At 57.7% G+C, this 15,962-nt stretch carries 10 protein-coding genes; 7 read left to right on the forward strand and 3 right to left on the reverse strand.

The features are described 5' to 3' along the window. Positions 1–4: 4 nt before the first annotated feature. Positions 5–478: a Rid family hydrolase gene (locus tag R3F50_03865; GenBank protein ID MEZ5489440.1), complete on the forward strand. Its 474-nt coding sequence runs from the start codon at positions 5–7 to the stop codon at positions 476–478. Positions 479–661: 183 nt separating this feature from the next. On the opposite strand, the gene R3F50_03870 is transcribed toward R3F50_03865, so the two are convergent. Then, on the reverse strand, positions 662–2,683 hold the full coding sequence (locus R3F50_03870) for an alpha/beta hydrolase domain-containing protein (GenBank protein MEZ5489441.1): 2,022 nt from the start codon (positions 2,681–2,683) through the stop codon (positions 662–664). Between the two features lie 144 nt (positions 2,684–2,827). Then, positions 2,828–3,751, reverse strand: coding sequence for a winged helix-turn-helix domain-containing protein (locus R3F50_03875; GenBank protein MEZ5489442.1), 924 nt, complete (start codon positions 3,749–3,751; stop codon positions 2,828–2,830). Positions 3,752–4,085: 334 nt separating this feature from the next. On the opposite strand from R3F50_03875, the gene R3F50_03880 reads away from it, so the two are divergent. From R3F50_03880 to R3F50_03900, 5 genes are all read left to right on the forward strand, one after another. Continuing rightward, entirely contained in the window at positions 4,086–6,746 is a 2,661-nt protein-coding gene (locus R3F50_03880) for a TonB-dependent receptor (GenBank protein MEZ5489443.1), read from the forward strand. A gap of 225 nt (positions 6,747–6,971) precedes the next feature. Further along, entirely contained in the window at positions 6,972–8,585 is a 1,614-nt protein-coding gene (locus tag R3F50_03885; protein MEZ5489444.1) for an FAD-dependent oxidoreductase, read from the forward strand. Between the two features lie 23 nt (positions 8,586–8,608). Next, complete coding sequence (locus tag R3F50_03890) at positions 8,609–9,253, forward strand: c-type cytochrome (GenBank protein MEZ5489445.1); 645 nt, start codon at positions 8,609–8,611, stop codon at positions 9,251–9,253. Positions 9,254–9,353: 100 nt separating this feature from the next. Next, positions 9,354–9,956, forward strand: a complete 603-nt coding sequence (locus R3F50_03895) for a Rid family hydrolase (GenBank protein MEZ5489446.1) — start codon at positions 9,354–9,356, stop codon at positions 9,954–9,956. A gap of 493 nt (positions 9,957–10,449) precedes the next feature. Continuing rightward, the gene (locus R3F50_03900; protein ID MEZ5489447.1) at positions 10,450–12,228 is read left to right on the forward strand and encodes a chloride channel protein; all 1,779 of its coding nucleotides are present in this window, start codon (positions 10,450–10,452) and stop codon (positions 12,226–12,228) included. Between the two features lie 155 nt (positions 12,229–12,383). On the opposite strand, the gene R3F50_03905 is transcribed toward R3F50_03900, so the two are convergent. Next, on the reverse strand, positions 12,384–13,337 hold the full coding sequence (locus R3F50_03905; protein MEZ5489448.1) for a DMT family transporter: 954 nt from the start codon (positions 13,335–13,337) through the stop codon (positions 12,384–12,386). A 1,240-nt stretch (positions 13,338–14,577) separates the two neighbouring features. Between R3F50_03905 and R3F50_03910 the strand changes: the two genes are divergently transcribed. Continuing rightward, positions 14,578–15,864, forward strand: a complete 1,287-nt coding sequence (locus tag R3F50_03910; protein ID MEZ5489449.1) for an amidohydrolase family protein — start codon at positions 14,578–14,580, stop codon at positions 15,862–15,864. The last annotated feature ends 98 nt before the right edge of the window (positions 15,865–15,962 follow it).

Raw genomic sequence — 15,962 nt, forward strand, 5'->3', positions numbered from 1 at the left:
AACTATGAAACTGACTATCAGCTCCCTCCTGGCAGGCCTGGCTCTCAGCGCAGCGGCACTTTCGGTAAACGCCCAGGAAATCGAGCGTGTTGGCGAAGGTCGCTATTTCTACAACTCCATCTTCATACCGGCCGGAGCAGAGACGCTGTACCTGAGTGGCACTGGTGCCAGCCAGCAGGAAGATGGCACCTGGGGAGATATGGAACAGCAGACGGTCAACACCTTCAGCAAATTCAAGGACACTCTGGAAAGTCAGGGCTGGTCCATGTCAGATATCGTTCAGGTGCGGGCATTTGCCGTCGCGGGCCCGGACGGGCAGCTTGACTTTGCCGGCTTCAACAGAGGTTACAGTCAATTCTTCGGCACAGAGGAAAATGCCCAGAAACCGGTGCGCTCGTTTGTTCAGATCGCCGGACTGGTGGTCGATGGCTGGCTGATCGAAATCGAAATTCGTGCCGCACGGGTGCTTGGAAACTAGCGAGCCTCTGATTAATCACCACAATGCTCTGCACGAATCTGTCGGGCGCCACTGCGTCGCTGTCACGCCTGGCAGGGGAGTGTCATTCCCTGCGCGCGACGCCTGACAGTTGCGCCCGACAGGCCCCGCCCGGCGGCGCCTTCCGGCTGGCCCGCCGACATGATTGTTACTTGCGCAACTTTTTCAGTCAAAGACTGCCTTGTTAGCCCTGGCGATCGCCATGTAGGCATCTTTGTATTCCGGCAGCAGGTAGCGTTCCTCAATGAGGCGATCGGTGACCGCCTCATACTTCGCCAGATAATCCTCGAATGAACTGTACAGCTCGTCGATCGTATTGCGGGGATCGTCTGATTGCTCCCGATTATTATCGAACGGTATATAACCGCCGGCCAGCCTGGCAAGCTCGGTTTCAGCACCGGTACTTTGCGACCTCAGATTCCAGGGCACAAAAGTGGCAAGTGGCACCTGCGTCAAAGGTGGGAGCAGTGTGCTATCCGGGAGATCGTTGTTGTTGCGATCCACAGCCGGCACCAGCACCCCATAAAGATCATCTGAACTCCGGGGATGAATGTCGATTATTCTTTGCTGCTGCCAGCGCTCGCCGTAATCGGCGTAAGCCACCCGGTACATGTCCTTGGGATGATTGATGCCCGGCAGTGGATTCCAGGCCTGCGGATTGATCTCACCAGTGGGAAGATGGGAAGGAACCAAAGTGCCATCTGCCAGTTTCGGATAACGGCTGGGAGGTGGCTCCACACCGTCAGCCAGCCACTGGTGCATCGCGACCTGCAACGATGCGCTGAACGGCGCCCACATATTAGGATTACGCGGCAACTGAGTTGTGCTGGAGGCACGGGGTAACCCGTTGCCAGAGCCATGCTGCGATCCGCCGATGGAGTAAAAACGCACGTAATCCGGGATCTCCGCGTCCGTGGTTCCCCAGGGGTCAGTGTGTGGCAGCGAACCACCACGTATCCAGTACTCGTTTGAAGTCTGAATGTGCATAACCCTGGGTACCGTACCAGTCTCCATACTGCGCCGCAGAATACCGTCGCTGCGACCTGAGTAGGGATCCGTGCTGATTCCGTAAGTGAACGGAAACAGATCGTTGGGGAACAACTCATTTTCATGCTGGCCGTTGGTTCGGGTAGGCATGGCGAAGCGATTGTTAAACATACCGAAGCCCGCCCCGGCAATCACCGGAATCACTCCGTCGAAGACCCGCCGGCCGTCAAGGTCCACATTGAAGCCGTCATAAAGAAAAAGCCGTAGCAGGCGTCCGCTCTGGGAATTACCCAGCGCAATGGTATGCTCGATAGCGGGAAGCCCCAGTGCCGACAGTTGAGCTGCCAGCGCGCCACCCTCGTCAGCGCCATGACGAACTAAGGCTACGCTATCGCGAATCCCGGCCATACCGGCACCGGCCAGGACCGGGCTTCTGGCTTCATAAACCAGTTCGTAAATATGCCCCGGCTGCAATCCCCCATCCAGATTAAGAGTGACTATTGGCTGGTTTCTGCCGTCCGGCCATGACACCGCCAGGTCGAACTGTGAACGCTCGATGGGAATCGGGGTGTCCAGTTGATTGATCCGATGGGTCAGGCTGGCATTGGCAAGGCCCTGCTCGGTGGGCTCGTAGGCAAGGTGGCCACCGCCAGCGATGTTCACGCCATTGTCAGGCTCACCGACAATAACCTCGTAGCGCACATCCCCGGTAATGGGTTGCTCCGCCGAGCCCACCAGCGGCGCATTCAGCAGTATTCTGCCGTCCCCGGCTTCCAACTCATTGATCCAGCCTGTCAGCAGGTAGGTAAATCCCTGGGCATACAGGGGGTCCTCGGGAAAATCCCCGGGCGCCCCCGAGGGCCCGCCCCGGTTGTTGACGAGATACAGCAATGAGCCATTGGCAATCCCGGCGGACGGTACCATTAGACGGAAATCGGCACTGAACTCGACCAGGCCGGCTTCGTTTGTCTGTGCATGCTGGATGTCGTAAACCTTATGATTTTCTGCATTCGCCGGATCAAGTGTGAATGTCATGATGCCGTTGATGATTTCGTATTGATAGTCGACCTCTGCCGAGCTGAGCGTCTGGCGGTCGGTGATCTCAATACGGGTGACTTCAGCCCGGGTACTGGCGGCAAAAACCAGTATCAGCATGGCGGCAAAGAGTTTCAGGTGGAGCGTGATGGCTGGGTAAGGCATTGATTTCTGACCCTTTTTAATGACTCGGGCACGGAGGCCGGAAACAGGTTCTATTATTATGCTGTTCAGGAAAGCACAGTAAGACAGAATAATCGCCAGGTCAATGCAGCAACCGGGCACCGGTCTTTAGACTCTTGCTTTCGCTTAGAAGCGGGAGCGAACCGTGGCGGCGCCGTCAGCCAGCGGTGATAAAAGCTGGGATGTGATCAGCTCCACCAGCTTGTCCGTGAGCGGATCCAGGTCCTCCGGCAGCGCCGACGGCTTGACGTTCAGTCGCCTGGAGTACTCGACTATGCCGCTGCTGGACCGGACCAGGTTGAGGTACAGGCTGGCACTCTGATCAGCCTGCACAATGGCACCACGCACCTGATAATCGGACCTGTCTACCGACAGTGCAACCCCGGTTGCAGGCTGCCCTTCGTCCGCACCATGGGAATCGACAGGGATTACCTGCAAAGACTCAACCTCAGTGAGGCGGGTAATAAGATTAGAGTACAGACCCTGGGCAAACAGGCTGATTGTGTCATTTTCGGCAGCCTGCAACTGAAAGGGGTACTGTGCCAGGACCAGCGTACCCTTTGCCCGGGGAGTCCGCTCGAGGCGGGATGAAAAGACTGCCAGCGTCAACATCGACACCATAACCAGCAGGCCGATACCCAGCGTCCGGTAGTCGGCGTAGCGAAACTGGACGGCCAGGCGGGCTATTGCGGTCTGCAACATCCCGGGCTTCGCACCCTCCTCGAAAGCTCCGGGAACTACCAGCAGCTTGTAGCCGCGCTTAGGAATCGTTTTGATAAACCGCTGTGCCCGCACGCTGTCGCCCAGGGCGCTGCGCAACTCGGCTATCGCCTTGTGAACCGCGTGGTCGGACGCCAGCGGACTCCAGAATGTATCCAGTAATTCATCGCTGCTGACAATCCGGTCGGAATGTTCCGCCAGGTACAGCAGAACATCCATGCTGCGTGGCGTTACCTTGCTCTTCTCACCATCCCGTTCGATGGTGCAACCGTCCGTATTCACCAGGCATGGACCCAGTTTCACAGCGCCGATAGCGCCAGGTGATTTCATGCTATGCACCAAAAAGATTACTTTAAAACATTAATGCGCTCTGGATGCCCTTTCCTGGGTCATCCCTGGCAGCCGGCCCGCCGCCTCCGCAGAAAATCCGGGCCTTCGAGCTACCTGTTTGTTTCTATTGGGATTTAGTAGCAATTAAGGTGCCATTAAAGCACCTACCGAAATTCTACTTTCGCAAAAGTAGGTTTTTAGGAGGGTAACAGGAGGACCAATTAAGCCGCCTTTCGAATAATTATCGGGTCGTTTCACGGCCCTGACCCACAGGCCGAGACTTGTCTCTCAACCCTTACTACCTATCTATCTGTCTTATCGGGAGTGGACCTTAATGTTTAAGCAACATCCTTCGTTTACCAAGTTATCCAGCCTGGCGCTGGCTATCAGTGCCGTACTCGGGACCAGTACATCTCTTCAGGCACAGCAGGAAACTGTTGAGGAAGTCGTCGTTACCGGTTTGCGCGGCCGGCCACGCACGGTAACAGATGCGCCGGTGGCAATTGATACCTTCAACACAGAAACCATTGAACAAGTTTCATTTGTGGAGACCGGCGATGTGCTTCAGTCGCTGGTACCCTCTTTCCAGAATCCACGCTCACCGATTTCAGACGGTGCGACCTTCGTTCGCCAGTTCCAGCTGCGCGGACTGCCACCGCAGTACACTCTGACCCTGGTCAACGGCAAGCGACGACACCGGTCGGCACTGCTGCAGCCGGGTTCAGGCGATCAGGGCCCTGACGTCGCCACCATTCCGACCGTCGCTATCGGCAGTATTGAAGTCCTGCGCGACGGCGCTTCGTCCCAGTACGGTTCGGACGCCATCGCCGGGGTAATCAACTTCAACCTGAAGGAAAATACCGACGGCTTCACCATGACCTATGACACCGGCCAGCAATATGAGGGTGATGGTTTCCAACGCACCTTCCAGGTCAACGGCGGCTTTCCCCTGGGGGATGCCGGTTTTCTGAATCTTTCAGGTGAATACAGCGATATCGAGTTCGTTGAACGCAACGATCAGTACTGCGGCGGTACCAACCCGTGTATCGACGTGAACAGCCCCGATTTCGACCCGACCTCCACGGTCGGTCAGGCAGCCCTCACACCTGAATTCCAGAACGCGCTGCGCTTCGCCTCGGTAACCGGCGACACGGTCCAGCCCTGGGGACAGCCCAATCTGGATGCGCTGCGCCTGTTCATGAATGCCGGGTATGACCTCGACAACGGTGTCGAGCTTTATGGCTTCGCCAACTTTTCCGACAGTCTGAGCGATGGCAGCTTCAACTACCGTCATCCCGGTACTGGCAACGTGAGGCGTTTCCGCCGTCTGGCCGACGGCAGCTTATGGGGCGTCACGGCCAGTCAGGGCCTTGGGCCGACTTTCGTAGCCGGTTACACACCCCGTTTTGAAGGCCGGGTCAGGGATTATTCCGCAACCGGCGGCGTTCGCGGGCAGACCGCTGGAGGCCTGAACTGGGACGTCAGCGGCAGATTCGGGAGCAGTGAGATCGCGTATCGCCTGTGGAATACCTGGAACCCGTCCTACGGCCCATTTTCGCCCACTGATATGAATGTGGGGGACCTGATTAACGAGGAAACTCAGGTCCAGGCTGATTTTTCACAGGAAATCGAAGTGGATGGGCTGGCCGGCCCGGTAGTCGTTGCCTTTGGTGCCAGCTACATGGACGAAAGCTTCGAGATCGTGCGGGCGCGCGACGATGCTTCCTACCTGCCTGGCCCCTGGGCCGAGTCAGATCCCTTCGGTTTCTGTCAGGATAACGCGCCGACGCTGATCGGACTTGGTGTTATCGCCAACGGCTCGACACTGGACTGCGCCGACTCGTCCGACCCGGTCTACACCAGCTGGGGCGTAGGTTCCGACGGTTTCCCGGGATTCTCGCCCGTTGCCGCCGGGGAGAATTCACGTGATTCATACGCAGGCTACCTGGATGTATCAGCGGATGTGACCGACCAGCTGCTGCTGCAGGCGGCCGTCCGTTACGAAGACTATTCAGACTTCGGCGACACGCTGGTAGGAAAAGTGGCAGCGCGCTTCTATATGACGGAAAATTTCGCACTGCGTGGTTCTGCCGGTACCGGCTTTCGTGCACCGACTCCCGGGCAGCAGTTCACCACCAACGTGAGGACAATTCTGCCATTCGGCGCCCCGGTCAACGTCGGCCTGTTCCCTGCCACCAGCCCCGCGGCTTCGGCACTGGGAGCCCAGCCACTCGATGCCGAAGACACGGTGAACTACACCCTGGGCTTTACGGCTGACATCGGGGAGCTTACCCTGACGGTCGACGCCTACCAGATCGAGATAGACGGCCGCGTCAACTCCGTGAGTAACCGACCCGTCTCCACCGACCCGGCCAATTCCGAGGGGTACGCGAACTATCTGCTGCTGGTACAGAACAATGTACCGAATCCGGAGTCACTGGGCGAAATCAACTGGTATGCCAATACCTTTGACACGGTGAACCGAGGCCTGGACATTGTCGCCACCTACCCGGTTGAATGGAGCAATGGCCAGAGCACCGAGTTTTCGTTCGCTTACAACTATAACGAGCAGGAACTGGAAGGCAATGTCAGCGAATTCTTCGCACCATTCTCGCAGTTCAATTTTGAGAACAACCTGCTCGAAAGTAATGCGATCGTGACGGCTACCCATAGTTTTGGCGACTTTACGTTTGTAGCCCGGGGTCGTTACTTCGGCGAGTACTCGGTCTCACAGCGGCCGGACCAGGGATCGTCCATCGATGGAACAGAGTTCCAGACTCAGACGTTCGACCCGGAGCTTTACATCGACCTCGAAGGCACCTACCAGTTCAATGAAAGACTGCGCTTCACTATTGGCGCGCGGAATGCCTTTGACGAGTATCCGGACGAGATCCGACTGCCCCAGTCAGACACCCGGGGTCGAATCTATAACTCCGGCTCGCTGGTGCCCTGGGCCGGTGGTTACTATTACGGACGCATCAACTTCAGCTTATAATCGAAAGGTTCAGCCAGCAGTCCCGACAGTACGGGACTCTGGCTGAATAAAGCTGAATTCAACCAATAGCGAACTTAAGGAGAAGGAAACTAGCCCCCTGTGTAGCCTTCATAAGGATTTGAAGGCTACTCTCCTCCCAAGGTAAGAACAGGTGTCCGCACGGATGCCGGTTGCAAGGTGCCAGCCCTCTCCTGCAGTTTCATTTCGTGACAGGATTTTTGCATCATGAAGACAACCATTTCCCGGCGTGAATTGCTTACCTTGCTCGCCGCCACCGGCGCCAGTGGCCTGGTCATGAACGCCAGCGCCGCCCTGAACCTGATACCCGATACCCAGCTGGCCCGCCCCCGCATTCCCCAGGCAGATCCCAACAACCCGCCAAGCGTGGTGGTGCTGGGAGCCGGCATCGGCGGACTTACCGCTGCCTACGAGCTGAAGAAAGCTGGCTACAGGGTGGTTGTGCTGGAAGCCGCAGCCAAGGCAGGTGGGCGCTGCATGACAGTCCGCTCCGGCGATCTGATCGACGAGGTCGGCAACCCGCAGATCTGCGAGTTCGACGACGAACCGCACATGTACTTTAACGCCGGCCCCGCCCGTATCCCCAGCAGCCATCGCAACCTGATGAACTACTGCAAGGAACTGGGTGTGGAGCTGGAGGTTTTCATCAACGAAAACAAGGAATGCTACTTCCAGGACGACGCCATGTATGGCGGCAAGCCTGTAAAGAATACCGAGTTTACTACCAGCGCACGTGGCTTCATGGCCGAAATCATGGCCAAGAGCCTCGACGCCGACCAGATGAACGCGCCACTCGACCAGTGGGAGCTAGATTCGCTGATGAATGCGGTGCGCGATTTTGGCGATCTCAGCGAGGACGACGTGTTCAAGGGCAGCACAAGAGGTGGTTATTTGTCCGGCGGTTATCTCGATGAAGGCGAACCCAAGGCGCCACTCGCGTTCAGTGAGCTGCTGAAGAGCCGTTTCATGCGCAATGCGCTGTCCGCCAACGAAGGGGAAACCGGCCCGATCCTGTTCCAGCCGGTTGGCGGCATGGACATGATTGTCAAAGGCTTCGTCCGGCAACTGGAAGCTGAGATTTTCTATAACGTGATGGTCAGCTCCGTGCAACTGACCAACAGTGGCGTCGATGTCATCTACGAGCACAGAGGCATCAAGTACCAGCTTGAAGCGGACTATTGCTTCAACTGTATTCCCAGCCACCTGATGGCAGGCATCGACAACAATTTCCCGTCCGAATACATCAAGGCGATGCGTTTCCCCCGCCGTGGTGAGGCGTATAAATCCGCTTTCCAGGCCAGGGAACGCTTCTGGGAGAAGGACGATATCTATGGCGGTATCTCCTGGGTAAACGCCCCCATTCGCCAGGTCTGGTACCCGAGTCACGGTGTTCATAAAGAGAAAGGTATCGTACTGGCAGCCTACGATTTCGGCGGCGGCATGCACTTTACCCAGTTGAGTCAGCAGCAGCGTCTCGAGACTGCGATCCAGCAGGGTGAAAAATTGCACCCGGATTACCGTCAGCACGTGGAGAAAGGCATCACCATCGCCTGGCACCGGATGAACCACATGCTGGGCTGCGCTGCCAGGTGGCGCGGCGGTCCCGGCGCACAGGGAAGCGGCCCTGGCTCGGAGACAGAAGAAATGTTTCAGACGCTCAGGCGACCGGCCGGCGGCCGCCATTACATGATCGGCGATCAGGTAACCAAACACTCCGCCTGGCAGGAAAGCGCGATACTTTCCGCACACTGGGCCATCAATGACATGTTGAGCAGGCAATCCGGCGGCGCGACAGCGATGCCCGGCACGCCACTCTCCTGAGTTTGAGGATTACGAGAAGCATCATGAAAAAACTCATGCAAACCTGTGTGATCACGACCGGGCTGTTTATCGGCCTGCAGAGCAGCCAGATTCTGGCGCAGCAATACACGCAACTGGACACAACCTACCAGAGCGTGGGCAACAAGGTCTGCGCCACCTGCCATGGCGCCTACGGCCAGGGCAATCCCGTGGTAGGAGGGCCCAGCCTGGCTGGCCTCGAACCCTGGTATCTGCGCAGCCAACTGGAAAAGTTCCGCGCCGGCTGGCGTGGTGCCGAGAAAGATTATATCCCCGCCTACGAAATGAGATCGGCGGTGAGCCAGATCAGTAATGCGGAAATCGAGATGCTGGTCAGCGAAGTGACGAGCTGGCCGGAACCCGAACCAGAGCCTTATACCGAGGGTGACGCCGCGGCCGGCCAGCAGCTGTACGCGGCCTGCGCCGCCTGCCATGGCCCGGCCGGAGAAGGCAGCGAAGCCCTGAATGCTCCAGCCCTGGCAGATCGGGATGGCTGGTACCTGTACCGTCAGCTCAACCTGTACAGGTCCGGCTATCGCGGCGGCCATCCAGAAGATACACTTGGTGCCCAGATGCGTGCGTCAGCCCGGACCTTGCAGAGCGATCAGGCGGTTAAGGATGTTGTCACCTACATCAATACGCTTGACTGATTAATCAACGACTTTCAATTCGACAAATAGTAGTTAAACCTGGCACCCAAAGATTAGGTAGCAACCGATCCCCGGGCGCGCAACACACGAGGAACCAAACATGTCTGACAGTCTTCAAACTGGCGCAAAACGCAGCCTGATTCCGGCCATCAAACCTTCCACACTGCTGCTGTTTTCTTTCGTGGGAGCTATTATGCTGTCCTTCCACCTGGCCAACCGTGGCGATGCCGGTACCGGCGCAATCCATGCCCAGGCCCCTACACCGCCGGGACAGGCGGTATCGCAGCCGTCAGGTGGCGCCGCTGATTTCATTGAACGAAAGGGCGAAGGGCGCCTCTTTTACACCACGATCAAGATTCCACCCGGAGCCGAGACCCTGTACCTGAGTGGCTCCGGTTCACGGCGCATGGAAGATGGCAGCTGCGGAACCATGGAGCAGCAGGCTATCAATACGTTCTCCCGGTTCAAAGACACGCTGGAAGCCGAAGGCTGGTCCATGTCGGATATCGTCCAGGTCAGGGCTTTTGCCGTTGCCGGTGAATTCGGCCTGCTGGACTTCGACGGCTTTAATCGTGGTTACACCCAGTTCTTCGGTACCGAAGAGAATCCGATGAAGCCCGTACGCTCGTTTGTGCAGGTCGCCGACCTGGTCAACGACTGCTGGCTGGTTGAAATTGAAATCCGCGCCGCTAGAGTGCCGTAAGAAACTTCTCCGCTCCACCTTTTACCGGTCGCACCGGAAGGGCTTTGCACCCGCCTGACCGCGACCGGCTCAGGGAGCCCCTGTTTGATTGCCGCAATGCTCTGCAGTAAATCATTCAGGGGTTCTCGTTTATAGACGATCTGAAAACTCCCACACGCTGGCCTTCCTGTCGACTCCGGTTTCCTCTCGGTAACCAACCACCTACTTACCACGGCCCACTGCCCGCCCCTGCTTTCAGCGCTTGCCGAAGATCCAGCCACCATGGGTGAGGCACCTCGCAACGGTATCAGGCTTATCTCTTACCATCGACAACACGCACTCAATCGGGCAAGCTGATCGTGGTCGGGCTCTCTAAAATCAGCCCAGCCTCCTTTTCCCCTGATCCTCTGGTTACACAACGGGGCGCCTCGAAGTTAGCTTCCCGGACTCACCCATTCGTGGAATCGGCCGTTTAATTATGAGGAAGCTCAATCATCAGCGAACTGATAATCCCTTGAAACAGACCTTCCGCGAAAAAGTCGAACGCCTGCTGGAAACATTCCGCGATCGGATTTCCTACCAGGATGCACTGCCCCAGCTGGTCGGCCTGGGCATGGTGAGCGGACTTTGCGCGGCGGCTCTGGTCGTGCTGTTCAGATTACAGGTCGAAGGGTCCCTGGGTTTGCTGTTTCAGGGCTCCGCGGAAGACTTTGAGAGCCTGTCACCGGCCTGGCGGTTCCTCTTGCCGTTCCTGGGCGCGCTTTTTCTCGGGCTGCTGCTATCCCTCGTCGACCGGCAATACCACATCGTGGGCGTGTTCCACGTACTGGAACGCCTGCGCAATCACCAGGGTCGGCTGCCCGGCAGAAACCTGCTGGTGCAATTCTTTGGCGGCAGCATCGCCCTGATCAGCGGCCAGAGCGTTGGCCGTGAAGGCCCGGGGGTACACCTGGGAGCCGGCATTGCCTCACTGCTGGGCCAGTGGTTCGAGCTGCCCAACAATGCCATGCGCACGCTGATAGCCTGCGGAGCGGCGGCGGCCATCGCCGCGGCGTTCAACACGCCGATGGCGGGAGTGATCTTTGCCATGGAGGTGATCCTGATGGAGTACACCATCGTTGGCTTCATCCCGGTGATCATAGCCTCGGTGCTGGGTTCGGTGATCACTCAGCTGGTTTTTGGCACTGACACGCTGATCGTCGTCCCGCCGGTGGAATTGAATCTGCTCTGGGAAATACCCTTTATGGTGTATGCGGGACTTTTGTATGCCGTCGCCGCGGTGGCTTTTATCCGGATCCATCTCTTCATGTCCCGCCGTCGGGAGACACCGGTGCTGAACCGCTACCTGCTGATCGGATTGCTGACGGGTTCAGTGGCCATTTTTCTGCCCCAGATACTGGGTGCCGGGTATGACACTCTGAACCAGCTGATTGCGGGAGAGATCCCCATTCGACTGCTGATCGCCATCGTGGTCGCCAAGCTGATCGTGACCGCCTCGGTGACGGGACTGGGGATGGTAGGAGGTCTGATAGGCCCCCTGCTGGTCATCGGCGGTTGCCTTGGTGGCGTGTTGGGGGTGATTGGAAACGGTATCGTGACAGAGGCATCCACCCCGGAGTTCTACGTGGTTCTGGGCATGGTCGCGATGATGGGTGCTGTATTGAATGCACCTCTGGCGGCACTGGTCACCATTCTTGAACTCAGCAGTAACCCGGCCATCATCTTTCCCAGCATGCTGATGGTGGTGGTAGCCTGTGTAGCGGTACAGCAGTTGTTCAAGTGCCAGGGAATATTCGCTGAGCAGCTCCGCTATCAGGGTCTGGCAAGCTATGAGGCGCCGGCGCGGCAGTTTCTCAGCCGGGTCGGCGTGCGCAGTGTCATGAATACTTCGCTGACCCTGTCGCCACCCCGGATCAGCCTGCCGCAGGCGGAAAGCGTCGTGCGCAATGCGACCGTCTGGATCGTCATAAAACACGAGGATGACGAACTGCAACTGATCAGTACCGCCGATCTGGCCAAACATCTGGAGGCCATCAAAGCAGCACTCGAAGGCGGTGACAGCAGCGATGATAACGATCCTGGCTCTGAACAGCTGACCATCGATCTGACCCGCATTGCAGCGCAGGTCTTCAATACCGGAGAGCTGGACTCGAAAAGCAATCTGTACCAGGCCAGTCAGGCAATTCAGCTGGACGGTAAGGATGCCTTGTGCGTTACCCGTCGCTATGGTCAGGGCAGGAGTGTCGTGGGCGTCCTTACCAGGGATGCGATTCAGAAGTTTTATGGCATTTGAGAAATTTAACGCCATCGAGTCCCGGAGTGCAGTCAGGCTGGAATCCGTCGGACGACGATTAGAGCCGTCTGCACGGCATACCACAGCAAAAAGGTGACCCGCCTTTCAGGCCCGGCAACCAAAGGGCTGCCACTGCGTATTAAAAATTCCGGCCATCAGTCCCCGACTATTCTGTCAGTAGAAAACCTCCGATTAAGCAACGGCACCAGTGCCACTGCCATGGAGCCTGTCACCAGGATACCGGCAGCAAAAATGGACAGGTTATTCAAATTGTCTGAATAAGGATAAGCGGGGTTAATCCAGACTACGATCTGCAGGGCGGCGATGGTGAACAGCGGCGCCAGCGCCAGCACGGCGCTGACCTTCGAGGCATGCCAGTGGGCCAGCGCCTCGGCAAACGAGCCGTAGGCCAGCAGGGTATTGAGACAGCAGAACACCAGCAGCCATAACTGCAGGGGGGAAAGTTCAAGGACACTGGCCGGTGCCGCCAGCGGGGTCAGCAGCAGCACCGAAAGCAGATAAACGACAAACAGGATCTGCACAGAGCTGAAGTGGCGCAACAGGTGCTTCTGTAACAACGCGTAGACGACCCAGGTAAGAGAGGCGACAACGACCAGCAGAACCCCGAAACCCAGTTGTGAGCCGGCACTGAAAAGCTCTTTAAATCGATCGTTAAAAAATAGACCGAGGCCGACAACAATCAACAGCGCACCGAGCTTCTGCAAGCGGTCAAAGGGCTCGTGAAAAACCACCACCCCACCAAGCAATAGAAACAGTGAGGTCAGCTGAATGACTGCCTCGGTACTTTCCGCGTTCAGGTAGTTCAGACTGAGGGAGAACAGCACGTAGTTACCACACAGCCCGATTCCCGCCACCAGCAGTAACAGCACCAGCGGGCGCCCCGCGGCAGCCAGCCCGGGCAGCCGCCGCCGACCATACAGGTAGGGCCCTATGACCAGGGCGGCTATCAGGAAGCGAAACCAGACCAGGGTTATCGCATCCATGGTGACGATGATTTCCTTCAGGGCAATGGGCAGAATGCCCCATAGAAAAGCTGTATTCAGAGAGAGGATAAATCCCAGCCCGTTGTTACCGGAAGGTGTGTGCATAGATTCTTGAGCCGCGGGTTGTGCAGGGAAAGTCTGATTAATCACTGAAATGCCCGGACTGATGCTACCACGATTCACCTGTATACCAGGTTGGGAAGTCTCTGGTTGGTTGGCCGAGATCATCGAAGTGATTGACAGCTTTTAGTGCGGGGGCAGATTGGGGGCACGCGTTGTGGCTTCGAACGGCGCGGTCGGCAGGGGGTTCGGTGGGCTGCGGACCGCGCCCGTCCCGGGTGCCTTCACTCTGAAAAATGCCCTGGAAAACGGTCATTTTTCGCCGTTCAGCGCTGGTCCTTGATTGCAGCCCACCGAACCCCCTGCCGACCACACCTTGGCACCGAGTGGCACTCATCATTCAGCGACTTCGAAGGAGATCGAAGCCATAAGAATTCGCAGAACACGTAATGACGTTGAAGAAGCCTGGCGCTAAGTGGCACCCATCAATCAGCGACCTCGATGGAGGCTGAGTGATTGCAGATCCGAGTCAGCAATGGTGTTAAGAAAGAGACGTTGTCTCTTGCATCAATACACTGAGATCGGAATTCAGCACTGAGCACCAGCCCGGGGGAAGCTGCCGACGGAGCGATCGGAACGCAGCACCGACTGACCGAGGAAGACCGTTTTCCAGGGCTTCCGACCGAGGGAGGGAACCCCGGAGGGGTGCGCGTTGCTCCGACGGCAGCTTCCCCCGGGCTGGTGCGGTCTCTGACAGAACGCCAACAAAAAAGAACAAGATTCCGTCGAGCCCGGGGCTGCCCAGACCAGGCCCCGCAGGGAAAAGAAATTTAGACCAAGACACTAAATGGCACCCATCAATCAGTGACCTCGATGGACCCCGAGTGATTGCAGATCTGAATCAGTAACGGTGTTAAGAAAGGGACAACGTCCCTTGCATCAATACACTGAGATTGGAATCCAGCACTGAGCGCCAGCCCGGGGGAACCTGACGACGGAGCGATCAGAACGCAGCACCGACTGACCGAGGAAGACCGTTTTCCAGGGCTTCCGACCGAGGGAGGGAACCCCGGAGGGGTGCGCGTTGCTCCGACGGCAGCTTCCCCCGGGCTGGTGCGGTCTCTGACAGAACGCCAACAAAAAAGAACCAAATCGGGGTGGTCCAGATCAAGCCCTACAGGGAGAAACGATTTAAACCGGGACACACCCGATGTTTCTTAAAGATTGATTTTTGCCCGGCATTTAGCTCCAATGGTAACGGTCATAAGAATAAAGGAGGCCACCCATGCTTATCATCAGGCTCTTGCGAAATCCCGGCATTCTGCTCGGCGCGTTACTCGGCTTCTCGGTGGCCAGCGCCAACGACGGCAACCTGGCTTTTACCGGTGCGACTATAATTGACGGTACTGGCGCCGAAGCCATCGTCAACGGTGTGGTCGTGGTTACCGACGGAAGGATCCGGGCGGTAGGACCGGCCGCCGATGTCACTCTGCCGGCAAACACCCGCGTCATCGATGTCAGCGGCAAGACTATCATGCCAGGCCTGATCAACGCGCACGGGCATGTAGGTGGCACACTGGGGCTGGAATCCGGCTTTTATTCCCGCGACAACCTGCTGCGACAGCTCTCACTGTACGGCCGCTATGGCGTAACCACCGTAGTCAGCCTCGGAGATGACGAGCAGGAAGGCTTTGCGCTGCGTGATGAGCAGCTCCGGTCAGATCTTGATTATTCGCGCCTGTTTGTAGCCGGCGACGTAATCGGCGGCAGCTCAGCTGCGGAAGTCCGCGCCGCGGTAAACCGTACTGCCGATCTGGGCGCCAATTTCATCAAGACACGGGTTGACGACAATCTGGGAAGAACGCCCAAGCCGCCGCAGGAGATTTTTACAGCCATTATCGACCAGGCACACACCAGGCGCCTGCCGGTGGCGGTTCACCTGTTTTACCTGGAAGATGCCAAGGCGGTGCTGGCAGCGGGTGGCGATATTATTGCCCACAGCATTCGCGATCTGCCGGCGGACCAGGAGGTCATCGACCTGATGCAGAGTAACGATGCCTGTTACATTCCGACCCTGACCCGTGAAATCTCAACGTTCATCTACGAGAGCGAGCCGGATTTTTTCTCCGACCCCTTTTTCCTGCGGGAAGCCGATCCGGCGGTGCTGGCTGAACTCCGCTCACCGGAGCGCCAGTCGCGTATGCGCAATAGCGCTGCAGCGCAGCAATACAAGATTGCGCTCGAAGTCGCTATGGGTAACATCGGCCGGCTTAATGAAGCGGGGGTAAAGATCGCCATGGGTACCGACAGTGGGCCGCCGGCGCGCTTTCAGGGCTACTTCGAACACATGGAACTGTGGCTGATGGTGGACTCTGGAATGACTCCCATGGAGGCTATCGCCTCTGCCACCGGGGTGGCAGCCCAGTGCATGAACCTCGACGACCTTGGAACCCTGGAACCGGGAAACTGGGCAGACCTCCTCATCCTGGCAGAAAATCCACTGGATGCTATCGAAAACACCCGCACCATCGAGTCCGTGTGGATTGCCGGCAACCAGGTACCGGAAAACTGAGACCGGGTAACACCGAAGCAGGGATGCAGGGATTCCCGGAGACCAGGGGGCCAGGGGGCCAGGATACTTCCAGTTCTGGCCCTCTGCTTTCAATCTGC

The organism is Gammaproteobacteria bacterium, from assembly GCA_041395725.1.
Classification (GTDB): domain Bacteria; phylum Pseudomonadota; class Gammaproteobacteria; order Pseudomonadales; family Pseudohongiellaceae; genus NORP240.